Raw genomic sequence first — 21,000 nt, forward strand, 5'->3', positions numbered from 1 at the left:
TCACCGCCCTCCGACGATCGCCGCGGCGTCGGCCAGCAGCCCCGTGAGCGGCCCGGTGGTCACGCCGAGGGCCGCGCACAGCAGCAGCCCGCCGGCCAGCGGGATCGCCTCCGAGGCGGGCAGCCGCGCGGGGGGCCCCGGCAGGGGCGGCGGGCCCAGCAGCATCCGGGCCGTCCGGGCGCCCAGCGCGGCGAACGCGACCAGCAGAAGGAGCAGCGCGATCCCTATGACCGCGCCCATGCCCGCCGCGAACCCGGCCCGTACCAGCCCCAGTTCGGCGGCGAACAGGCCGAACGGCGGCAGCCCCAGCAGGGCGAGCACGGCCAGGGCGAACAGGGCGCCCACGCCGGGCGCCTGGGCCAGCAGCCCCCGCACCCGGCCGATCCGGCTGGTGCCGCGCAGCCGCAGCACGTGCCCGGCCGTACGGAAGGCGACGGCCTTGGCCAGCCCGTGCCCCGTGATGTGCAGCAGCATCGCGGAGGCGGCGAGCGGGCCGCCGACGGCGGCGCCGAGGGCGATCAGGCTCATGTGCTCCATGCTCGAGTAGGCCAGCATCCGCTGGTGGTCGCGCTGGGCCAGCAGCAGGGCGGCCGCCAGCGCGAGGGTGAGCAGGGCCGTCGCGGTGAGCAGGGCACGGGTCCAGCCGGGGCCGAGGGCGGCGTCCGCGATCACCTTGTAGCGCAGCAGGGCGGTGAAGGCGACGGCCGACAGCACCCCGGACATCAGCGCCGACACGGGTGCGGGCGCCTGGCCGTAGGCGTCGGGGAGCCAGGCGTGCAGCGGGGCGAGCCCGGCCTTGGCACCGAAGCCGAGGACGATCAGGCCGGTGCCCAGCCGGGTGACGGCCGGGTCGAGCTCCCCGGCGCGGGCGGCGAGGGCCGGCCAGTCCAGCGCCGACGCCTCGGGGATCCCGGCGCGGCGGGCCGCGTAGTAGAGGAGCACGGTGCCCAGGAAGGCCAGGGCGATGCCGGCCGAACAGATCAGCACGTACTTCCAGGCGGCCTCGACGGAGGCCCGGGTGCGGCGGTGACCGACCAGGAACGCGGTGAGGATCGTGGTCGCCTCGATCGCGATCCAGACGATCCCGAGGTTGGCGGCGAGCACGGCGGTGGCGAGGGTGCCGAGGAAGGCGTGGACCAGGGCGTGGTAGCGCCGCGCGGTCCGGGCCTCGGGCCCGGACGCCGCGCAGGCCAGGACGGCCACGGCGCCGACCGTCAGCAGCATCCACACGCTGAGCGCGTCGGCACGCAGCCCGTACGCGGCGACGGGGCCGTGCCGGGTGACGGTCCGGGCGAGCGCGACGGCGCAGGCGAGGACGGTGAGGGGGGAAAGGAGGGCGAGGTGGGTGAGCGGGTGTGGTCTTTCCTGGCCCGCCCCTTCTCCGCCGTATCGATATGCGGCTCCGCCGCGTGAGGGCTCCGCCCCGGACCCCGGCACATCCCGGCCACGGCCGGGGTGTCGCACGCCGGTCGCGGGGCCACCGCCCGGCCCGGGCCTGCGCGGCGCGCGGTGTGCGGCCGCCATCCCCGCGGCGGCGTGCGCGCGCTCGGCCGGCACCCGCTGCGCGGGCGGCCGTACCGTCCCGGCCGCCGTGGCGGCCGGCCGCACCCCCGCTGCGTACAGCGCGGACACCGCGAACGGCACCCCCACCGGCGCGGTCAGCAGCACACAGGTCGTGGAGTGCGTCATCGGTCGCAGAGCTCCCGCAGGTCGTCGATGCCGGTCCCGCCGAAGGCGGCCCGCATCCGGGTGGTGAGGATGCCCAGCACGAGCACCGCGAGGAGCACGTCGAAGGACACGCCGAGTTCGACGATGAGCGGGACCCCGGAGGCGGCCAGGAACGCGGTGGCGGTGATGCCGTTGTCGAGCAGCAGGAAGCCGACCACCTGGGCCAGCGCGCGCCGCCGGGTGACCAGGACGAAGAAGCCGATGAGGACGACGGCCAGGCCGACCGGCAGGGCGCGGGTGGCGGGCGTGGGGTGGAGGGCGACCAGGGGCCTGGCGACGGCGTAGGCGAGGAGGGTCAGCAGGGCCGCGCTCAGCAGGGAGGCCGCGACGTTGACGAGCGGCTGTGTCTCGCGGGCCTCGCTGACGTCCTCCGCGTAATGGTGGCCCGCCCCGCCGGCCGCCGGCGCGGGGCCGGTCGCGACGGCGGTCAGGGCGCGCCGCATCAGCAGGGGCAGCAGCCCGGCGCGCAGCAGGCCGATGCCGACGGCGACGGCGAGCAGCTCCCAGCGGCTCTCGTGCCCGTCGAGGAGGGCGGCGATCCCGGCGAGCGCCACGCCCTGGAGGGCGAACACCCGGACGATCGAGGCGAGCTGGCGCAGCCAGAGCACCACCACGGCCGCCAGTAGGAACGCGCCGCAGACCAGGTCGAGGAGCTGGGCGGGGAGGGTGCCGGGCACGGTTCGTCACGCTCCCGTCAGGAAGTAGGAGGCGGTCACCGCGAGGAGGGCCAGCAGCAGGGAGCCCGCGAGCAGTTCGGGGACCCGGAACAACCGGACCTTGGCCCAGCACACCTCGGCGGCCGCGAGGGCGGCGCCCAGCACCGCGACCTTGGCGGCCAGGAGCGCGATGGCGAGGGCGACGGCGAGCGGGGCGGCGGTCGTGGCGATGCCCCAGGGCGCGGCGAGCGTGGCCAGCAGCCCGAGCAGGACGGCGAGCCGCATCTGGGCGCCGAGTTCGACGAGCGCGAGGTCCGGGCCCGCGTACTCCAGGACCATCGCCTCGTGGACCATGGTCAGTTCCAGGTGGGTGGTGGGGTTGTCCACCGGGAGCCGGCCCGTCTCGGCCAGCACGGCGAGGGCGAGGGCGGCGGTGGCCAGCAGCCCGGACGGGGAGGCGAGCCGGTCCGCGTCGCGCAGACCGCCGGAGACGATGGCGGCCAGGTCGGTGGAGCCGGCGGGCAGCGACAGGGCGAACACGGCCAGCAGGATGGCGGGTTCGACGAGGGCGGCGACGGTCATCTCCCGGGAGGCGCCCATGCCGCCGAACGCGGTGCCGGTGTCCAGCCCGGCCAGGGCCAGGGCCACGGTGCCCAGGGCGAGCAGCGCGACGACGAGGATGAGGTCGGACCGGCCGGTGGCGAGTGTGGCGGTGCTGGCCAGCGGCATCAGCGCGGCGACCACGGCGGTGGTGGCGACCAGCAGTGCCGGGGCGACGCGGAAGGCCGGGCCGGTGCCGGTGGGGGTGATGGGCTCCTTGCGCAGCAGTTTACGCAGGTCCCGCCACGGCTGCCGGACGCCCGCCCCGGCCCGGCCCTCCATCCGGGCCCGTACCTGCCGCATCAGCCCGGTGAGCAGGGGCGCCCCGGCGACGACCGCCACGACCTGGGCGCACATGGCGGCCGCCCCGGCGGCGGTGTGGCCCGTCACGGGCGCACCGCCAGGACGAGGAGGAGGGCGACGAGGCCGCAGAAGCCGTAGCCGAGGTAGAGATGGACGCTGCCGGTGGCCAGCCGGCGGGAGGCGTGGCCCAGGGCGGCCACGGCCTCCAGCAGCGGCCGGTAGAGGCGGTGTTCGAAGCGGTCGGGGACCCGGCGGCGGAACCGTACCCGCTCGACGAGGTACGCGGACTCGGGCGCGGCCGTCACCCGGACGTCCTGCTCGGGCGCCAGCACCCGGTCGAAGATCCGCTGGAGGGGCTCGGCGAACGACGTGGCGGTGTAGGCCATGCGGGGGGTCGGCGCGCCTCCGCCGCAGTCCCACAGGTGGGCGTTGCGACGCCGGCGGCGGCGCGCCGCGAGCCGGGTGAGCGCGGCCGCGGTAACCAGACAGGCCGTCAGCGCACAGGCGGCCCACAGCGGGGACAGGGTGGTGGCGAGGCGGTCCAGGCGGACGCCGAGGGGGCCGCCGGTCAGCGGCGGGCCGTCGGCGAGCCCCGCGGCGGCGACCGCCGCGGACAGCCCGTCGCCGAGGACGCCCGGGACGAGCGCGAGGGCGGCGCAGAGGGCCGCGAGGAGGCCCATCCCGGCGAGCACGGCCGGGGGGCTCTCGCGGGCCTCGGCGGCGCGGGGGCCGCGGGGCCGGGCGAAGAAGGCGACGCCGAGGGCCTTGACGAAGACGGCGGCGGCCAGTCCGGCGGACAGGGCGATCACGGCGACGGCCGGGGGCAGCACGAGGGCGGTGACCAGGCCGGGTACGGCCAGGCCGTGGATGAGGGACTGGAGCAGGAGCCACTCGCCGAGGAAGCCGTTGCCGGGCGGCAGGGCCGCGGCGCCGAGCGCGGCGAGCGCGAAGAGGCCCGCGGTGACGGGCATCCGGGAGCGCAGTCCGCCCATGCGGTCCAGGTCGCGCAGGCCGGTGGCCCGCAGCACCGAGCCCGCCGCGCAGAACAGCAGGCTCTTGAAGGCGGCGTGGTTGACGAGGTGCAGCAGGGCGGCCGCCAGGGCCAGCGCTGCGGGGGCGCCGCCGCCGGCGTCGGCGAAGAGCCCGGCGGCGCCGACGCCGATGAGGGCGAGGCCGAGGTTCTCGGAGGTGGAGTAGGCGAGCAGCCGCTTGAGGTCGGAGGCCATCGCGGCCTGGAGGACGCCGTACGCGGCGGAGAGCGCGCCCGTGGCCAGGACTCCCAGCCACCACCAGCGCGGCCCGCCGTCCAGCAGGTCGAAGCCGGTGCGGACGAGACCGTAGATCCCGAGGTTGACCATGGCGGTGCTCATCAGCGCCGAGACGTGGCTGGGGGCCTCGGGGTGGGCGCGGGGCAGCCAGGGGTGCAGCGGCACCGCGCCCGCCTTGGCCGCGAACGCGGCGGTGGTCAGGACGAAGACCGTGCCGCGGACGGCGGAGGGCAGTTGGTGGGCGCCGTCGCGCAGCGCGGTGAACGTCTCGCCGCCGGCGCGGGCGGCGAAGAGGGCGGTGCCGGCCAGGAGCAGGAGGAAGCCGAGCTGGGTCATGACGCCGTACCAGAGCCCGGCCGCGCGGACCGCCGCCCGCGCGGCGGGCGGGCCGGCGCGGTGCCCGGCGAGGACCAGCAGCAGGGAGGTGAGAGCCATCAGCTCCCACAGCAGCAGGAAGGAGCAGACGGACGCGGCGGCCGGGACGAGCAGCAGGGTGAGCGCGAAGAGCGGCAGTACGGCCTGGGCGGTGCGGGAGGCCGCTCCGTGGCCGGTGTGCCCGGCGGCGTATCCGGTGCCGTAGACGGCCACGGGGAGGATCACTGCGCCCGCCACGGCCATGAACAGGCCGGACAGGGCGTCCACGGCCAGGTGGACTCCGGTGGGCGGCAGGACGCCGGGCAGGAATGCCGACCAGCGCGCGCCGCGCAGCGCGGCGGTGCCGGCGGCGAGGCCGGCGGCGCCGGTACCGGCGGTGCAGATGCCTGACGCGACGACGCGGGCGCGGGCCGGCAGGGCCACTCCGCAGAGGGCCCCGACGGCCGCGAAGGCGGCTGCCGCCGCGGTGGCGTGCCCGATGACGCTCACGTCACCGCCTCTCGGCGGGCCGGATCAAGGTGGGGTCTGGGCACCGGGGCCAAGTGCCGCCCGGTGGGCGGTTTGTGCCCACCCTCCCCCGGCTACCGCTGGGAGGTGCCCCCGGCCCTGCGGAACGATTGCCCACAAACGGGCGCGTGGGCGTCACCGGCCGGTCACCCTGCGCAGCGCGGCCACGATCCGTTCCGGCTCCGGGGGGCAGCCCGGCACCTCCAGGTCGGTGGGCACCACATCGGCGACCGCGCCCTCGACCCCGTATCCCCCGGCGAACTCCCCACCGTCGATGGCGCAGTCGCCGACGGCCACCACCAGGCGGGGCCGGGGCATGGCGGCGACCGTGCGGCGCAGCGGCTCGGCCATGTTGCGGGTCACCGGGCCGGTGACGAGCGCGACGTCGGCGTGCCGGGGCGAGGCCACCAGGCGGGCGCCGTACCGCTCGACGTCGTACACCGGGCCGAACGCGGCGGCGATCTCGATCTCGCAACCGTTGCACGAACCCGCGTCCACGCAGCGGACCTGGACCGAACCTCCCAGGTCCCGCGCGGCGCGCGGCGGGGCGGCGGTGGGTGGTGGCGGGGCGGCCTCCGCCACCCGTCCGGTGTCGCGGATCTTGCGCAGCAGGCCCATGCCGCCTCCCTCGGAACTCCCCGGCGCCCGGTACCGCCGCGCCGTGGGACTGAGCAGTAAACGGCCGCACCCCCCTCCGGGGTTACGGGGCCCGGGGCCCGTCCGCCGGGAAATACCGGGCGTTCACGAGGACAGGTGATAACGGAATGGCCAAGAGGCCGGCGATGCGTGTATTGGCGGTCGACACCGGTGGGTAGACCCGCGTCCTATGCCACTCGGGGGAAAGGCGGCCGGAGCTGGGGATCGTATGACCGGCCGATCGTCGCCGTCGCCGAGCGGATGCCGTTTCCGCTGGTCAAGCCCGCAGGTCAGCACCGTGGGCCATTGCCCGGAACCGGGCTCGCCCGGAGTCCTCCGCTGCTACTGTCCCGCCTCATGGAGACCCTCTTCACTGCTGAGGAACTCGTCCGTATCGAGGCCGCCGCGCTGGAATGCGGCCTTTCCGTGCGGGATTGGGTGCGCGAGGTCGCGCTCCAGCGCCTCAAGGGCGAGTGGCGCCACGACCTCGAGGACGCGATCTGGCCGGTCACCGTCCACCGCCGACCCGGTGGCACCCTCCAGGAACTGCACCACGCGGGCTGCTGGGTGCCCCGGGGCGGTGAGGACACCCTGACCACCGCGGAGGCCCGCGAGCGCGCGGCCAAGTTCGACGTCCGGTTCTGCGACGCCTGCGAGCCCGAGAGGTTCCTCGTCCCCTTCGAGTGACCGGGTGACCGTCCGTCACACCGCCCTCGTGGCACCGCCCGTGAGCGAGCAGTGGGCGCGCCCCATTACTCTGTCCCCCTCAAGATCAATTAGGCGGGTGGGGGAAGTAGGGCATGAGGGTGTGGACGCGCCTCACGGGGTGGGCGACACTGCTCACCGGGTACGCGACCGTCCTGCTCGGAGCGGCTCCGTTCCGGGAACTGCCGCCCAAGCGGCATCATTTGGGGCTGATGGGCGCGGCCGCCGTGTGCGCCGGGTGCTGGGTCCTCGCTTCGCTCCTGGTCCGCGCGCACCGGCGGAAGGCCCTGCGGAAGAAGACCTGGCGCAGGCGCTACGAGCCCTGGCCCGAGCCGCGGCCGTCCCGGCTGCTCTGCTGGGCGCTGGGCTTCGGCATCGCGCTCACCAGCGCCGCCGCGCTGTGCCAGGGCGTGGGGCCCGACGGCGCGGAGGGCGAGTGGCTCGCCACGGCGGCCCGGTCCGGCGGGGTGACGGGCGAGGTGCGCGTGGAGCGGATCGTGGGTGAGCCGCGCCCCACGGACGTCGAGATCAACGACACCGACGAGTACGCCTCGACGATCGTCGCCACCGTCCCCTTCGCCTCGGGCGCCCGGCAGGTGACCGTCGAGGAGGTGCACACCGGCGGCAAACCCGAGGCGGGCCGCACGGTGGAGCTGATCTATGTGCCGGACCGGCCCGAGCTGGGGGCCCGTCAGGCACCCGGCAACGACATCGGAACCTTCGCCGGCCGCATGATCACGCTGCCGCTGATCTGGACCTTCGCCCTCGCGGCGGGATTCGTCACAGGCCTGGCCCTCCACCGCCGGGAGCCCAGCGTCCGCTACGCGCGTCGATTCGAACCCTGGGTCCATCTGCCCGCCGCGCTCTTCCTGCTGTGCGGGGCGGGGCTCGTCCTGCCCCTGCTCATCGGCTTCCCCGACACGGAGACCGGCTGGGCCCTGGCGGCCGCGAGCGCCACCACGCCGTGGCTGGCACTGGCCTGGGTGGCGAGAACGAGCTGAGCCGGGAACGAGCCGAGCGGGGCCCGCGACAGCGGGCCCCGCTCGGCGGGTGGACGACCGGGCCGGTCAGGAACGGCGGCGCTTGAAGGCCCGGCGGATCATGAAGATCACCAGCACGATCACCGCCACCACGAACAGGAAGGCGAGGATCAGGATGATGAGCAGGGCCACGCCCAGCTTCGCGAAGAAGCCCTTCTTCTTTTTCTTCTTGTCCTTGGCCAGCGCCGTGTGACCGTGCTTCTTGTGGGAGGCGGCGACGACCTGGTGGCCCTGCGACGCGTCCGCGGCGCCCGTCCCCACCGCCGCCGTACCGGCCTCGGCGGCCGCGACGGAGACGACCCGCGCGGTGCCCGCCGAGGAGCTCGCCGCCGTGGCGGGCGTCGCCATCAGGACGGCGCCCAGCACCACGGCCACCACGGCCGACATTCTGCGGGCCAGCCGGCCTCGGTACCGTCCGTCGTGATTCCGCTCGTGCTTCATCCGCGCCCCCTGTGTCTGGTGCTATGGCTTTCGTTGCTCCGCGGGCCGCGGGGCGCATCCATTATCCGCACACCCGGACACCGCCCAGCAGGGCGCGTCCACGGCCCCCGGAGGGGCACAGACCGCGCGCGGGCATAAGTACGGCCATGTCGGGATTGGCGGTGCCGGGGGCCGGACAGGGGTGGGGAATGCGGGCCGCGACGCGCGGACCGGAGCCTAGAGTTGCGTCACGGGCTTGCGTCATGGGCTCTCGAAACGGCCGGAAGGAAGAACGCGTTGGATCAGCCGACCCATGGTTGTGTTCTGCTGCTGGACGGCACCCCCGACCGGCGACGGGGCGCCCTGCCGAACCCGACCGCCCACGCCATCGCCGGAGCGAACCCCCGCGGCTTCCTCGCCGCCGCCTCGGCCGACGTGGTGCAGCTCCCCGCCATGGCCGGCCCCCAGAGCGTCCTCGCCTACCTCCAGGACGCCGTCCGGGTGCCCGGACCGCTGCTGATCTGGATCACCGGCCACCTGATGGTCCCGGCCCGACGCAGCACCGAACTCCACCTGGCGCTCCGTGAGAGCACCACCGCGACCGTCCGCTACACCGGGCTGCCCTGGGAGTGGCTCACCCGGACCCTGCGCGAGCACACGGGCCCGACGCTGCTCCTCGTCGACGTGGAGGCCGACGCCCACGCCTGGCCGCATGTGACCGCCGCCGCCCACGACGGCCGGCTCGCCGACGGCCTGGCCCTCCACGGGATGATCACCCCCACCCCGGCCAAGCCCTCGCTGGAGGCAGGCCCCTACACCCGGGCCTTCCTCACCGCCCTGTCCGTCGGGAACCCCGCGGCCGGGCCCGCCCTCGACCCGGCGCTGCCGCATCAGCTGGCGCTGACTCAGGCCACGCTGCCCGAGGGCTTCCTGGCCCTGGCGTACGGCAGCGCCGGGCCCGTCCTCGCCAACCGGGCGGCCCCACCACGCACCACCGCACCCCCGGCCGCACCCACCGCGCCCGCTTCCGCACCCGTGCCGACTGCTTCCGCGCCCGCCGCCGTCCCCGCGCCGGCACGGCAGGAGGAGGATCCGCTGCCGGGCATCCTCGCCGCCGCCCACGCCGGGCGGCACAACGAGGCGGCGGCCATGGCCGCCGCCTGGGAGCAGCAGGCGCTGCGCCGCCACGGCCCCCACAGCCCCGAGGCCTGCCTCTGGATCGAGGTACGGGCCGACCTCGCCCGCCTCGCCGGGGACCATCCGCGCGCCGCCGAGCTGTGGCTGTCGGCCGCCTCCCACCGGCTGGACCGGGGCGGCCCGGCCGACGCGGAGGCCCTCGCCGCGCTGAAACGGGCCCACTACTGCTGGCAGCACAGCGGCGACCGCGCGGCACTGCTGGCGCCCGCCCTGCTCGCCCTGTGGGAGCGGGTGCCGGACAGCGAGGAGGCCGCCGCCGACGTACGGGCGCGCCTGACGGGGGAGATGCCGCCGGTGGGGTCGCGCTAGGGGCGCGCCCCGTTCCTCACTCGCCGCGCCGGGTCGTCCACCAGCGGGCCTTGTACATGCCGCCGCGCAGCATCGTCCGGGTGCCGTCCGGGCGGTAGAGGACCAGCGTGGTGGTGCACCACGAGCAGGAGTGGCCCGGCTCGGGGCGGGAGAGCAGGATCCGGCCCGTGGCGGGGTCGTCCCCGATGCTCTTGACGTCCGGGCCGCTGATCCTCGACTGGAGCGGGTAGCCGACGAACGCCTGCTGGTCCGTCGCGTACTGGTACACCGCCGACGCCGTGGTCACCCACAGGTGACCCGGCCTGCCCAGTACGGGTGCCAGGTCGTGTCCGCCCCGCGTGGGCAGGGCCACCCGCCGGACGACGGTCAGCTCGGGCTCCGCGGCGGACCCGTCCACCCGCAGGGCGACGAGCTGCCGGCTGCCCAGCGCCCACAACAGCCGGGTGCGCGGGTCCCAGTGCACCCCGTGCGCCCCCGGGAGCGGCGTCTGCGCGTGGCCCGTGGCGCGCGAGCCGGTGGAGGCCGCGTACACCCGGACGTAGCCGCCGGTGCTCGCCGCCACGGCCACGTTCCCGTCGGGCAGCAGGTCGATGCTGTGGGCGTTGCCGGTACCGGTGTCGGCCGCCCAGTACACCTCCCGGTCCGGGTAGCCCACCACGGCGGCCAGTCCGCCGGAGGCCGTGGCCAGCAGATAGCGTCTGCCGTTCAGCGACCGGAACTTGACCTCGCTCGGGTTGGTCCACGTCGTGCCGGGGTCCAGGTCGGACAGTTCGGACCGCCCGTCCGCGCTCCACGACCAGAGCACCCCCGGGTCGCCCTCGTCCCGGGCGTCCCACCGCGGCCGCGCGGAGTCCAGGACGTACACGGACCGTGTCGCCTGGTCGGCCGCCACGATCGGCGCGGCGGCCGCGCGCTCCCCCGCCCGTCCCGCCCGGGCACCCGCCACGCCCGGTGCCGCGAATGTCAGCGCCGCCGCCAGCAGGACCGCCACCGGCCCGCTCACCCCTGTGTTCACGACGCACAGCGTCGGGCCGTACCCCCGCCACGGACGTGGCACCACGCCCGCGCGTCACGCGAACGGCCCCGCCGGGGCGTGAGCCGGACGGGTGATTTCCCCGGCGTGGCGCGCCGCGCGTGCCCGTTTTGGGGGAGCGTGTCTGTCGGACAGACGTGCTCGTGGCCAGGGTGGGAGTACTTGAGCGATGACGACGACCGAATCAGCGCAGGGGCCGTTCCCCGTACGGTTCTGGGATGTGCGGGACCTCCGGGGGCTGGACTTCGATCCCTTCATGGCGGCGCAGCTGAAGGACGAGCCGATCTCCCGCGTCAAGCTGCCCAACGGTGAGGGGCACGCCTGGTTCGTGACCCGCTACGAGGACGTCAAGTTCGTCACCTCGGACCCCCGGTTCAGCCGGCAGGCGGTGCTGGGCCGCCCGATCACCCGGCTCGCCCCGCACTTCATCCCGCTGGACGAGGCCGTGGGCTTCGCCGACCCGCCCGAGCACACCCGGCTGCGCAAGGCCGTGGCCAGGTCCTTCACCACCCGTAGCCTCGACCGGCTGCGGCCGGGCGCCCAGCGTGCCGCGGACGAACTGCTCGACGAGATGGAGCAGGAGGGGCCGCCCGCCGATCTGATGGAGCATCTCCACGGGCCGCTGCCCCTGGCCGTGATCAGCGATCTGATGGGCGTGCCCCAGGCCGACCGGCGGCAGATGGCGCTGTGGACGAACGTCATCCTCTCCGCCGGGTACGGCCGCGAGGCCAGCGAGCGGGCGAAGAACGGGATGGCGAAGTACTTCACCGATCTGCTGGCGCAGCGGCTCGCCGAGCCCCAGGAGGACCTGGCGGGCGAGCTGGCCGACGCCACGGCCCAGGGCGGGCTCAGCACGGAGGAGGCCGTGGCCATCGCCCTGCTGATCCAGGCGAGCGCCGCCCACGCGGTGCGCAACAACAGCGCCAACATGGTCTACGCGCTGCTCACCCACCCGGAGCAGACGGCCCGGCTGCGGGCCGAGCCGGAGCTGCTACCGCAGGCGATCGAGGAGCTGCTGCGCTTCATCCCGCACCGCAACGCCGTGGGACTGGCCCGGATCGCGACCGAGGACGTCGAGGTCGCCGGGGTCCCGATCAAGGCCGGTGAGGTGGTGCACTCCTCCTATCTCACGGCCAACCGCGACCCCGAGGTCTTCGACCGCCCCGACGAGCTGGACTTCGACCGCGAGCACGTCCCGCATCTGTCCTTCGGTCACGGGCCGCACTTCTGCCTGGGGTCGATGCTGGCCCGGCTGGAGTCGGAGATCATCCTCTCCTCCCTGCTGCGCCGCTTCCCGGAGCTGCGGCTGGCGGAGCCCGTGGAGAAGGTCCGCTGGCAGCGCAGCGCGCTCATCCGGGGCCCGGAGAACCTTCCCGTCACCTGGTGACCGCCGCCCCGGCCCGTCCCGGTTCCACCGGCCGCAGTCGAAAGGCTCCGCCATGACTCTCATCAGCGCCCCCGACGGTCTGGTCGTGCCCCCGGGCGAGGGCCGGACGCTGGTCACCGCGGCCCAGCGGGTCACCTTCAAGGTGACCGGGGAGCACTCCCGGGCCGCCTCCAGCTTCGAGGTGGTCGTCCCCCCCGGCTTCGACGTCGGGGCGCACCGGCACACGCGCAGCGAGGAGCTCTTCTACGTCCTCGAGGGCGAGCTCGACGTCCTCGCCTTCGAGCCGCGCGTGCGCACCCGGGACAACTGGCGGGAGTGGGAGTCCGCCAGTGGTCAGCGCTGTGTCAGGGCCACCGCCGGCACGGTGATCGTCGTGCCCCCGGGCTGTCCGCACGCGTTCGCCAATGTGACGGGTGACCAGGCCCGGATGTTCTTCCAGGCGTCGCCGCCGCCCGACCACGAGCGGTATTTCGAGGAGCTCTTCGAGATCCTCGAATCCGGGCCGGCGGTGGACCACGAGGCGATCGCCGAGCTCCGCCTCCGCTATGACATCGAGCAGCTCACGCCGCTGCGGATGACGCCTCCGGAGGCAGGTGGAGGTGCCGCTGCCGCTCGGTGATGGCGACGTCGTTGATGCTCGCGTAGCGGCGGCGCATCAGGCCGTTCGGGGCGAACTCCCAGTTCTCGTTGCCGTGGCTGCGGTACCACTGGCCGTCCACGTCGTGCCACTCGTACTCGAAGCGCACGGCGATGCGGTCGTCGGTGTGGGCCCACAGCTCCTTGCGGAGCCGGTAGCAGAGCTCGCGCTCCCACTTCTCGCGCAGGAAGGCGACGATCCGCCGACGGCCGATCAGGAACACATCACGGTTTCGCCACTCGGAGTCCTCGGTGTAGGCGAGCGCGACCCGCTCGGGGTCCCGGGTGTTCCAGGCGTCCTCGGCGGCGCGCACCTTCGCGAGGGCGGTCTCGGTGGTGAACGGCGGGACCGGCGGTTTGATCTCGGGCATGACTCTCCCCTTGTCCATGTTGTCCATGGGCCGAACAGAGCGGAGAACGATCGTTCCCCGTGGTGTGCGGTAGCGTAAGGAGAACGATGGTTCTCGCGCAAGCGGCGAAGAGGACGAAGAGAGGGAGAGCGATGGGGACGGTGGCGCCGACGGAGGCCGAGGTCCGGGTCCTGGACGCGGCCGAGGAGCTCTTCTACGCCCGGGGGCTCCAGGCCGTGGGGATGGACGCGATCCGGGGCGCCTCGGGGGTCTCCCTCAAGCGCCTCTACCAGCTCTTCCCCTCCAAGGACGTGCTGGTGGAGGCCTATCTGCGGCGCCGCGACGAGCGCTGGCGCGCGGCGCTGGCGAGCCATGCGGAGGCGCTGCCCGCCGGACGGGAGCGGGTGCTCGCGGTCTTCGACTGGCTGGAGCACTGGTTCACGGAGGACGGCTTCCGCGGGTGCGCGTTCGTGAATTCCTTCGGCGAGCTGGGGGGCGTCTCGCCTGCCGTGGCGGAGGCGGCCCGGGCGCACAAGGCCGCCTTCCGCCGCTATCTGGGCGGCCTCGTCGTGGAGGCGGGCGCGCCGGCGCCGGTGGGCGACCAGATCGCCCTCCTCACGGAGGGCGCGATCGTGACGGCGGCCGTGTCGGGCGACCCCGGGGCGGCCCGAACGGCCCGGGAGGCGGCCTCCGCCCTGCTGGCGGGCTACTTCGCGTGCGAGCCGAGGTAGAAGAGCAGCCAGATGAAGCCGGCCAGGACGTGGCCGAAGACGACGTAGATCAGCACGCGCCAGCCCACCGCCTTCTCGGCGTACTTCTCGGAATCGTGGGTCATGGCCGTATCTCCGTCTTTCCGGTCGTCGTGGCGCGTCTCGCGGTCGGGTGCGCGGGCGGGGTCATCGTTCGGCGGCGCTCTCCGCGCCACGCAGCTCCGTGAGGAGCTCCTCCTGGCCGCTGAGCACCTGGGCCAGGATGCGCCGGGCGGCACCGAGGAGCTCCGCCACGTCCCCGCCGGCCAGGGCGTAGACGACGGTGGAGCCCTCGCGGGTGGCGGTGACGATGCCCGAGCGGCGCAGCACCGCGAGCTGCTGCGAGAGGCTGGACGGCTCGACGCCGATCTCGGCGAGGAGGTCGCGCACCGGCATCGGCCCGTCCTGGAGGAGCTCCAGCACCCTGATGCGCACCGGGTGGCCGAGCATCCGGAAGAACTCCGCCTTGGCCTGGTACAGCGGCACCCTCACGCCGATCAACTCCCACCCCGCCCGTCGTCCTCGTCCATGGTGATGCCGTGCGCGCGGGCCAGCCGCAGCGCGTCGTCCAGTTCGTCCTCCGCGACCATGGCCGCGTAGACGTCCCCGGCCGCCCGCGCGGCCACGAGCTCGGCGCGCGCGGCGCGCACCCGCTCCCGCATCGCTTCGGCGAACGCACTCACGGCGGCCCCCTCACTGACTCGTCCGGCTCTCCGCAGACCTGGTGAATTGAAGAATTACGCAATTCTAGGCCGAGCGGGCGAACGGACCGTAGCCCTCGGCTGTGCAGGTGATGTGATGCCGGTTTCGGGGCGCGTTCATCACATGATCGTAGGTCCGTTTTGTTAGGTTTTCTCCCACTGTCCCTCCTGGTGCGACTGGGGGTCTGTGGTGGCGATCTCGGCGAGCGAGGCCCGGCTGGCGGCGGCACGTGGCCGCCCTGACGGCGCGGTGCCCGCCCCCGGCGGCGCGGTGGGCGACACCGGGAACGCCGGGGGCGGCATCCCCGGCGTCCCGGCACCCGCCGGGCCGGGCGACACCGCCGGCTACGACTACGCGCGCTACAGCAGACTCGCCGGGCCGCTCACCGATCCCCCCGACGGCGACTACCGGGTGCGCTACCGGCGCCTCCTCGGCCCCGGACCGGGCGGCGGTCTCGGAGTGATGCTGCTGGTCGCGGCGGGGCCCCTGGTCTGCCTCACCCTCCTGCTGTGGCTCGTCTCCCCCCAGCACTGGCTCCACCGGCCCTACGTCAGCGGCTGGGAGCGCGCCCTCGACACCGTGATGCTGGTCTCGATCGGGCTCATCGAGCTGTTCCGCGTCGTCAACGTCACCTCCAACGCCCATGCCACATGGGTGGCCCGCGACCCCGTCCCCGTCCGCGCCCGGCCCGGCACCCGCGTCGCCTTCCTCACCAGCTTCGTCCCCGGCAAGGAACCGCTGTCCATGGTCCGGGCCACGCTGGAGGGGGCGGTGCGCATCGAGCACGACGGGCCGCTGGACGTCTGGCTGCTCGACGAGGGCGACGACCCGGAGGTCAAGCGGCTCTGCCGGCGGCTGGGCGTACGGCACTTCTCCCGCAAGGGCGTCGCCCGCTGGAACCAGCCCTCCGGCCGCTACCGGGCCCGCACCAAGCACGGCAACTACAACGCCTGGCTGGACGCCCACGGCGACGCCTACGAGTTCATGGCCTGCGTCGACACCGACCACGTACCGCTGCCCAACTTCCTGGAGCGCATGCTCGGCTACTTCCGCGACCCCGACGTGGCGTTCGTCGTCGGCCCCCAGGTCTACGGCAACTACACCACCGCGGTCACCAAGGCCGCCGAGAGCCAGCAGTTCCTCTTCCACGCCCTGATCCAGCGGGCCGGCAACGCCTACGGCTCGCCCATGTTCGTCGGCACCAGCAACTGCGTCCGCGTCGGCGTCCTGCGGCAGATCGGCGGCCTCTACGACTCCATCACCGAGGACATGGCCACCGGACTGGAGATCCACCGCCGCCGCAACCCCGCCACGGGCCGCCGCTGGAAGTCCGTCTACACCCCCGACGTCCTCGCCGTGGGGGAAGGACCGTCGACGTGGACGGACTTCTTCAGCCAGCAGCTGCGCTGGTCGCGCGGGACGTACGAGACGCTGCTGCGGCAGTTCTGGCGGGCGGCGTGGACCCTCTCCCCCGGACGGCTGCTCAACTACGGATTCATGGTGGCCTACTACCCCATGGCCGCGCTCAACTGGGTGCTGGGCGCCCTGACCTGCGCGCTCTTCCTGGGCTTCGGGGCCTCGGGGATCTCCGTGGAGCCGTCCTTGTGGCTGATGCTCTACTGCGACGCGGCCGCCCTCCAGATCGGCCTGTACGTCTGGAACCGGCGCCACAACGTCAGCCCCCACGAACCGGCCGGCTCCTCCGGGGCCGCGGGCATGGTGATGTCCGCGCTCTCCGCCCCCCTCTACGCGCGCTCGCTCGCCCAGGCCCTGCTGCGACGGAGCTCGCGCTTCGTGGTGACGCCCAAGGGCGACTCGGCCAGCCCCGACCGTCTCGCGACCTTCCGCACCCATCTGGTGTGGGCCGGGCTGTTCGCCCTGTCGCTGGCGGCCTCCTGGGCGCTCGGCCACGCCCACGCGGCGATGCGGCTCTGGGCGCTGCTGGCCCTGGTGACCGCCCTCGGCCCGGTCGCCGTCTGGCGGGGCGGCCGGTGGCGGGAGCGGCGCCGGGCCTGGTGACGGACTCGTACGAGCGATGGGACGTGGATGCGGTGAGGTTCCCGGCGAAGAGGTTCCCGGCGGCGTTCCCCGCCAGGTCCTGGGCGAGGTTCCGGGCGAACAGGAAGGCACGCAAGGCGGTGCTGGGCGCCGGCGCCGCCCTCGCCCTGATCGCGGCCAACGGCCCGGCCGCCACCGGCTTCGCCGAGCGGGCCTGGCACGACTACACGATCAACCAGGAGTCGTACAAGATCCGGTACGGGCACTGGGACGTGGTGGACGTCCCCGCCCGGTTCCGGATCAACGCCATTCACGCGGCCCTGCTGCGCACCGGCCAGGTGCTGCTCATCGCCGGCTCCGGCAACGACGAGAAGAACTTCAGGGCCGGGACCTTCCAGAGCGTCCTGTGGGACCCCGTGCGCAACACCTTCCGGGAGATCGACACCCCCAAGGACATGTTCTGCGCGGGCCACGCCCAGCTCTCCGACGGCCGGCTGCTGGTCGCGGGCGGCACCGCCCGCTACGAGAGGCTCACCGGCGACGTGCGACGGGCCGGCGGCGCGATGCTGGTGAAGAACGAGAACCCCGACGCCCCCCGGACCTTCCCCGCCGGCACGGTCTTCGTCGGCTCCACCGGCAAGCGGTACCGCACCCTCCTGCCCCTCCTCGTGCCGCGCGCGAAGAAGAACGTCACGGAGGGGACCGGCGGCGCCCCGCCGAAGGTCACCGTCACCGCCGCCCAGGCCCGGGTCTACGTCGAGGCGGTCACCGACGGGGAGCAGGGCATCACCCACACCGCCGACCAGTACCGCGTCCAGGGGCTGCGCGGCCGTGCCGCCCAGGACCTCTACGGCCTCGCCGCCAAACTGGGGCTGGACAAGAAGGACTTCCAGGGGCTGAGGGACGCCTATGAGTTCGACCCCGTCGCCGAGCGCTACGTCCGGGTCGACCCGATGTCCGAGGCCCGCTGGTACCCCACCCTGGTCACCCTCAAGGACGGCCGGGTCCTGGCGGTCTCCGGCCTGGACGACATGGGCGAGATCATCCCCGGCAAGAACGAGATCTACGACCCCAGGACCCACAAATGGTCCCCGGGCCCCAACCGCTACTTCCCCACCTACCCCGCGCTCTTCCTCACCTCCGGCGGCCGCCTCTTCTACTCCGGCTCCAACGCCGGCTACGGGCCCGCCGAGGCGGGCCGCACCCCGGGCCTGTGGAACGTGGACACCAACGCCTTCGTGCCCGTCCCCGGCCTGGAGGAGCAGGACATGACGGAGACCTCGGCCTCCGTGCTGCTGCCCCCGGCCCAGGACCGGAAGGTGATGATCCTCGGCGGCGGCGGGGTCGGCGAGTCCCACGAATCCACCAGGCGGACCGCCATCGCCGACCTCCGCGCCCCGGCCCCCCACTACGCCCCCGGCCCCGACCTGCCCCAGGGCACCCGCTACCTCAACGCCGTGCTCACCCCCGACGACCGGGTCTTCACCTCCGGCGGCTCCCGCGACTACCGGGGCAAGCGCGGCTCGGACATCCTGCGCGCCCAGTTCTACGACCCCAGGACCCACGCCTTCGAGACCGCCGCCGCGCCGGCCGTCGGCCGCGACTACCACTCGGAGGCCCTGCTGCTGCCCGACGGGCGGATCGCGGTCTTCGGCTCCAATCCGCTCTTCGCGGACAAGGACGACACCCGCATGGGGGTCTTCGAGAAGCGCATCGAGGTCTACACACCGCCGTACCTCTACCGCACCCACCGCCCCGCCCTGCACACGGGCCCCCTGAGCACCGCCCACGGCGCCACGCTCGTCCTGCCGGGCACGAACCCGGGCGAGGTGGCGACCGCCCGGCTCATGCGGCCCAGCGCGGTGACCCACGCGACGGACGTCGAACAGCGGTCCGTGGCGCTGCCCCTGACCAACCGTGGCGGTGCCGTGGCCGTGACGATCCCGCAGGACCCCTCGCTGGTGCCGGGCGGCTGGTACATGCTCTTCCTGACGGACCGAGCGGGCACGCCGTCGCGGGCGGCGTGGGTGCACGTGCGGTGATTCCGGGGGGGCGCCCCCGTCAGCCCGACGCCGTCGCCCCCACAAGTGGTGGCCGCCCGGCCGGCGCGGCCCCCGGCTTCGCCAGCCCCAGCGCGTACTCCGACCACCAGTGCCCGGCCGGCGGTGCCCCCCGGCAGCTGCCGTCCGACTCCCCCGGCCGCTTGACCCAGACGAAGGCGTCGACCCTCGGGTCACCGGTCGCCGTGGTCGGCGGCGTGCCCAGTGTCCGTCCCGGCGGATTGCACCAGCTCTCCGCCCCCGGCTCGTCGCTCCCGGCGGCGGACGCGGACGGCGCGGGCAGCGGCCCGTTGCCGTTGCGGCTGGTGTCGATGATGTAGTGGGCCCCGCCCAGCCGTTCGGAGAGCCGGTCGCCGTACTCCCTCGTCACGGACGTCGTATGGAAGTTGGAGACGTTCAGCGCGAAGCCGTCCGCCTCCGCGACCCCGGCCCTGCGCAGCGCGTCGGCGAGCAGCGACTGGTCCGAGATCCAGCCCGCGTTGCCCGCGTCCACGTACACGGAGACCCCCCGCCGGGCCTTGAGCGTCCGTACCGCCTCGGCCAGCAGCCCCAGCCGGGCGCGCGCCGCGTCCTTCGGCAGACAGCCGGAGGCCCACTGGGCGACCGCGTCGGGCTCCAGCACCACCCAGGCCCGGTGGTCGCCGATGCCGGCGGCCGCGCGGGAGACCCAGGCGCGATAGGCGGCGGCGGTGGGCGCGCCGCCCGAGGAGTACTGGCCGCAGTCGCGATGCGGGATGTTGTACGCGACCAGGAGGGGGATGCGGGAGGCGCGTTCGGCCTCCTCGGTGACACGGGCGGTCTGGTCCCTGGGGTCGTCGCTCGTCAGCCAGACGGCCGTCGGCTGCTCCGCGATGTGCCGCACCGCCTCGGCGTCCCCGTCCCGGCCTCGTTCCTCCCAGGTCAGGGCCTGTTTGTCGGCCCGGCCCGAGGGCTCGACCCAGAACGGCGAGTCCGAGCCGTCCCCGGAATCCGTGGCGGCCGCGGGGCCGGGCCCCCAGGCGAGGCACACGGCCCCGGCACACACCAGGACCGCCCTGCCGTACCGCGCGCCGGCGCGGAGGCGGATCATACGGGCACCGGTCATGAGCGTCACCTCTTCAAGCCGGTTTCAGGTTGTCGTACCAGCGTGAAATATGGCGACTCGTCAGCCGTGCATTGGGGCGGCCGTACGGGGCGTCGTTGCTCCGGAAGGTCTACCCGGCCTCCGGCCCACCGCCGAGGACGCGTGCGAGGTCGTACCGGACCGGCTCCTCCAGCTGCTCGTAGGTGCAGCTCTCCGGTGTGCGGTCGGGGCGCCACCGGCGGAACTGGGCGGTGTGGCGGAAGCGGTCCCCCTGCATGTGGTCGTAGGCGACCTCGACGACCCGCTCGGGCCGCAGGGCGATCCAGGACAGGTCCTTCTTGCCGGTCCAGCGGCTGGGGCCGCCGGGGAGCCGGCCGGTGGCCTGCGCCTCCGCGTCCGCCCAGTCCTGCCAGGGGTGGCCGGTGGCGTCCGGCAGGCGCAGCGGCTCCAGTTCGGTCATCAGTTCCTGGCGACGGCCCATGGGGAAGGAGGCGCACACGCCCACGTGCTGGAGCCGGCCCGTGGCGTCGTGGAGGCCGAGCAGCAGCGAGCCGACGACCGGGCCGCTCTTGTGCGGGCGCAGCCCGGCGACGACGCAGTCGGCGGTGCGCTCGTGCTTGACCTTGACCATGACGCGTTCGCCCTGCCGGTAGGGCAGGGCGGGCGGCTTGGCGATCACCCCGTCCAGGCCGGCGCCCTCGAACTGCTCGAACCAGCCCCGGGCCACGTCGAGGTCGTGGGTGACGGGCGCGGTGAAGACGGGGTCGCGAGCGTCGCGGAGCGCGTCGGTGAGGGCCGCCCGTCGCTCGCTCTGCGGGGTGTCGAGGAGCGAGGTGTCGCCCAGGGCGAGCAGGTCGAAGGCGATCAGGCTCGCCGGGGTGACCTCCGCCAGATGGCGCACCCGGGAGTCGGCGGGGTGGATGCGCTCCAGGAGGGCGTCGAAGTCCAGTCTGCCGCCGCGCGCGATGACGATCTCCCCGTCGAGGACACAGCGGGCGGGCAGCTGTTCGAGCAGGGCGCCGGTGAGTTCGGGGAAGTAGCGGGTGAGGGGTTTGCCCGTGCGGCTGCCCAGTTCGATCTCGGCTCCGTCGCGGAAGACGATGGCCCGGAAGCCGTCCCACTTGGCCTCGTACTGCATCCCGGGCGGGATGGTGGCGGCGGCCTTCGCCAGCATCGGCCGGACCGGGGGCATCACCGGAAGGTCCATGGTCGCGATTGTGCGGGCGGGGCCGCGCGCCCGCCCGCCGACAGGCGCCGCCCCACGGCCCGGCCTAGCGT

The 21,000-nt window shown here is 74.3% G+C and carries 21 protein-coding genes; 8 read left to right on the forward strand and 13 right to left on the reverse strand.

Features of this window, described 5'->3' with window-relative positions; translation table 11 throughout:
* From AB0E98_RS15540 to AB0E98_RS15560, 5 genes are all read right to left on the reverse strand, one after another.
* Complete coding sequence (locus AB0E98_RS15540) at positions 1-1,689, reverse strand: proton-conducting transporter membrane subunit (RefSeq protein WP_361702467.1); 1,689 nt, start codon at positions 1,687-1,689, stop codon at positions 1-3.
* Positions 1,686-2,405, reverse strand: coding sequence for a hypothetical protein (locus AB0E98_RS15545; protein WP_361702469.1), 720 nt, complete (start codon positions 2,403-2,405; stop codon positions 1,686-1,688). The genes AB0E98_RS15540 and AB0E98_RS15545 overlap by 4 nt, the downstream gene beginning before the upstream one ends.
* Positions 2,406-2,411: 6 nt before the next feature.
* Complete coding sequence (locus AB0E98_RS15550; protein WP_361702471.1) at positions 2,412-3,374, reverse strand: NADH-quinone oxidoreductase subunit H; 963 nt, start codon at positions 3,372-3,374, stop codon at positions 2,412-2,414.
* Positions 3,371-5,419, reverse strand: coding sequence for a proton-conducting transporter membrane subunit (locus AB0E98_RS15555; RefSeq protein WP_361702472.1), 2,049 nt, complete (start codon positions 5,417-5,419; stop codon positions 3,371-3,373). Before AB0E98_RS15555 ends, AB0E98_RS15550 begins: the two co-directional genes overlap by 4 nt.
* A gap of 153 nt (positions 5,420-5,572) precedes the next feature.
* Positions 5,573-6,055: an oxidoreductase gene (locus tag AB0E98_RS15560; RefSeq protein ID WP_311607500.1), complete on the reverse strand. Its 483-nt coding sequence runs from the start codon at positions 6,053-6,055 to the stop codon at positions 5,573-5,575.
* A gap of 375 nt (positions 6,056-6,430) precedes the next feature.
* Between AB0E98_RS15560 and AB0E98_RS15565 the strand changes: the two genes are divergently transcribed.
* On the forward strand, positions 6,431-6,760 hold the full coding sequence (locus AB0E98_RS15565; protein WP_361702474.1) for a DUF6233 domain-containing protein: 330 nt from the start codon (positions 6,431-6,433) through the stop codon (positions 6,758-6,760).
* 113 nt (positions 6,761-6,873) lie between these two features.
* A complete protein-coding gene (locus AB0E98_RS15570; protein WP_361702476.1) occupies positions 6,874-7,779 on the forward strand; it encodes a hypothetical protein in 906 nt (301 codons plus the stop codon).
* 66 nt (positions 7,780-7,845) lie between these two features.
* On the opposite strand, the gene AB0E98_RS15575 is transcribed toward AB0E98_RS15570, so the two are convergent.
* Entirely contained in the window at positions 7,846-8,259 is a 414-nt protein-coding gene (locus AB0E98_RS15575) for a hypothetical protein (RefSeq protein ID WP_361702478.1), read from the reverse strand.
* A gap of 276 nt (positions 8,260-8,535) precedes the next feature.
* On the opposite strand from AB0E98_RS15575, the gene AB0E98_RS15580 reads away from it, so the two are divergent.
* The gene (locus AB0E98_RS15580) at positions 8,536-9,744 is read left to right on the forward strand and encodes a hypothetical protein (RefSeq protein WP_361702480.1); all 1,209 of its coding nucleotides are present in this window, start codon (positions 8,536-8,538) and stop codon (positions 9,742-9,744) included.
* Between the two features lie 16 nt (positions 9,745-9,760).
* On the opposite strand, the gene AB0E98_RS15585 is transcribed toward AB0E98_RS15580, so the two are convergent.
* Positions 9,761-10,759 (reverse strand): DUF6528 family protein, encoded by a 999-nt coding sequence (locus AB0E98_RS15585; RefSeq protein WP_361702482.1) that lies wholly within the window; start codon positions 10,757-10,759, stop codon positions 9,761-9,763.
* 187 nt (positions 10,760-10,946) lie between these two features.
* Here AB0E98_RS15585 and AB0E98_RS15590 point away from each other — a divergent pair, with 187 nt between their 5' ends.
* Positions 10,947-12,164, forward strand: coding sequence for a cytochrome P450 (locus tag AB0E98_RS15590; RefSeq protein ID WP_361702484.1), 1,218 nt, complete (start codon positions 10,947-10,949; stop codon positions 12,162-12,164).
* Between the two features lie 52 nt (positions 12,165-12,216).
* Positions 12,217-12,783, forward strand: coding sequence for a cupin domain-containing protein (locus AB0E98_RS15595; RefSeq protein WP_361702485.1), 567 nt, complete (start codon positions 12,217-12,219; stop codon positions 12,781-12,783).
* Here AB0E98_RS15595 and AB0E98_RS15600 read toward each other — a convergent pair.
* Complete coding sequence (locus AB0E98_RS15600) at positions 12,725-13,171, reverse strand: nuclear transport factor 2 family protein (RefSeq protein ID WP_361702487.1); 447 nt, start codon at positions 13,169-13,171, stop codon at positions 12,725-12,727. The genes AB0E98_RS15595 and AB0E98_RS15600 overlap by 59 nt on opposite strands.
* 131 nt (positions 13,172-13,302) lie before the next feature.
* Between AB0E98_RS15600 and AB0E98_RS15605 the strand changes: the two genes are divergently transcribed.
* A complete protein-coding gene (locus tag AB0E98_RS15605; RefSeq protein WP_361702489.1) occupies positions 13,303-13,881 on the forward strand; it encodes a TetR/AcrR family transcriptional regulator in 579 nt (192 codons plus the stop codon).
* Here AB0E98_RS15605 and AB0E98_RS15610 read toward each other — a convergent pair.
* The 3 genes from AB0E98_RS15610 to AB0E98_RS15620 form a co-directional block, all read right to left on the reverse strand.
* Positions 13,857-13,985: a DUF6126 family protein gene (locus AB0E98_RS15610; RefSeq protein WP_361702491.1), complete on the reverse strand. Its 129-nt coding sequence runs from the start codon at positions 13,983-13,985 to the stop codon at positions 13,857-13,859. The two genes, AB0E98_RS15605 and AB0E98_RS15610, sit on opposite strands and share 25 nt — an antisense overlap.
* 61 nt (positions 13,986-14,046) lie before the next feature.
* Positions 14,047-14,391 (reverse strand): metalloregulator ArsR/SmtB family transcription factor, encoded by a 345-nt coding sequence (locus tag AB0E98_RS15615; protein ID WP_311607517.1) that lies wholly within the window; start codon positions 14,389-14,391, stop codon positions 14,047-14,049.
* Between the two features lie 5 nt (positions 14,392-14,396).
* Positions 14,397-14,582, reverse strand: coding sequence for a hypothetical protein (locus AB0E98_RS15620; protein WP_361702492.1), 186 nt, complete (start codon positions 14,580-14,582; stop codon positions 14,397-14,399).
* Between the two features lie 208 nt (positions 14,583-14,790).
* On the opposite strand from AB0E98_RS15620, the gene AB0E98_RS15625 reads away from it, so the two are divergent.
* Positions 14,791-16,620 (forward strand): glycosyltransferase family 2 protein, encoded by a 1,830-nt coding sequence (locus AB0E98_RS15625; RefSeq protein ID WP_361702493.1) that lies wholly within the window; start codon positions 14,791-14,793, stop codon positions 16,618-16,620.
* 119 nt (positions 16,621-16,739) lie between these two features.
* Complete coding sequence (locus AB0E98_RS15630) at positions 16,740-18,641, forward strand: kelch motif-containing protein (RefSeq protein ID WP_361702798.1); 1,902 nt, start codon at positions 16,740-16,742, stop codon at positions 18,639-18,641.
* A gap of 19 nt (positions 18,642-18,660) precedes the next feature.
* Here AB0E98_RS15630 and AB0E98_RS15635 read toward each other — a convergent pair whose 3' ends face one another.
* Positions 18,661-19,743 carry a glycoside hydrolase family 6 protein gene (locus AB0E98_RS15635; protein ID WP_361702495.1) on the reverse strand — a complete coding sequence of 361 codons (1,083 nt, stop codon included), beginning with the start codon at positions 19,741-19,743 and terminating at the stop codon, positions 18,661-18,663.
* A 109-nt stretch (positions 19,744-19,852) separates the two neighbouring features.
* Complete coding sequence (locus AB0E98_RS15640) at positions 19,853-20,929, reverse strand: ATP-dependent DNA ligase (RefSeq protein WP_361702496.1); 1,077 nt, start codon at positions 20,927-20,929, stop codon at positions 19,853-19,855.
* Positions 20,930-21,000 lie beyond the last annotated feature (71 nt).

This window comes from Streptomyces sp. NPDC037389 (genome assembly GCF_040636475.1).
GTDB lineage: Bacteria > Actinomycetota > Actinomycetes > Streptomycetales > Streptomycetaceae > Streptomyces > Streptomyces hesseae.

Excerpts from the sequence above, each read along its gene's own strand:
- AB0E98_RS15565 (WP_361702474.1), top strand. The coding sequence starts at position 6,431 with ATGGAGACCCTCTTCACTGCTGAGGAACTCGTCCGTATCGAGGCCGCC.
- AB0E98_RS15540 (WP_361702467.1), bottom strand. The coding sequence starts at position 1,689 with ATGACGCACTCCACGACCTGTGTGCTGCTGACCGCGCCGGTGGGGGTG.
- AB0E98_RS15570 (WP_361702476.1), top strand. The coding sequence starts at position 6,874 with ATGAGGGTGTGGACGCGCCTCACGGGGTGGGCGACACTGCTCACCGGG.
- AB0E98_RS15575 (WP_361702478.1), bottom strand. The coding sequence starts at position 8,259 with ATGAAGCACGAGCGGAATCACGACGGACGGTACCGAGGCCGGCTGGCC.
- AB0E98_RS15600 (WP_361702487.1), bottom strand. The coding sequence starts at position 13,171 with ATGCCCGAGATCAAACCGCCGGTCCCGCCGTTCACCACCGAGACCGCC.
- AB0E98_RS15560 (WP_311607500.1), bottom strand. The coding sequence starts at position 6,055 with ATGGGCCTGCTGCGCAAGATCCGCGACACCGGACGGGTGGCGGAGGCC.
- AB0E98_RS15605 (WP_361702489.1), top strand. The coding sequence starts at position 13,303 with ATGGGGACGGTGGCGCCGACGGAGGCCGAGGTCCGGGTCCTGGACGCG.
- AB0E98_RS15610 (WP_361702491.1), bottom strand. The coding sequence starts at position 13,985 with ATGACCCACGATTCCGAGAAGTACGCCGAGAAGGCGGTGGGCTGGCGC.
- AB0E98_RS15590 (WP_361702484.1), top strand. The coding sequence starts at position 10,947 with ATGACGACGACCGAATCAGCGCAGGGGCCGTTCCCCGTACGGTTCTGG.
- AB0E98_RS15640 (WP_361702496.1), bottom strand. The coding sequence starts at position 20,929 with ATGGACCTTCCGGTGATGCCCCCGGTCCGGCCGATGCTGGCGAAGGCC.
- AB0E98_RS15595 (WP_361702485.1), top strand. The coding sequence starts at position 12,217 with ATGACTCTCATCAGCGCCCCCGACGGTCTGGTCGTGCCCCCGGGCGAG.
- AB0E98_RS15635 (WP_361702495.1), bottom strand. The coding sequence starts at position 19,743 with ATGACCGGTGCCCGTATGATCCGCCTCCGCGCCGGCGCGCGGTACGGC.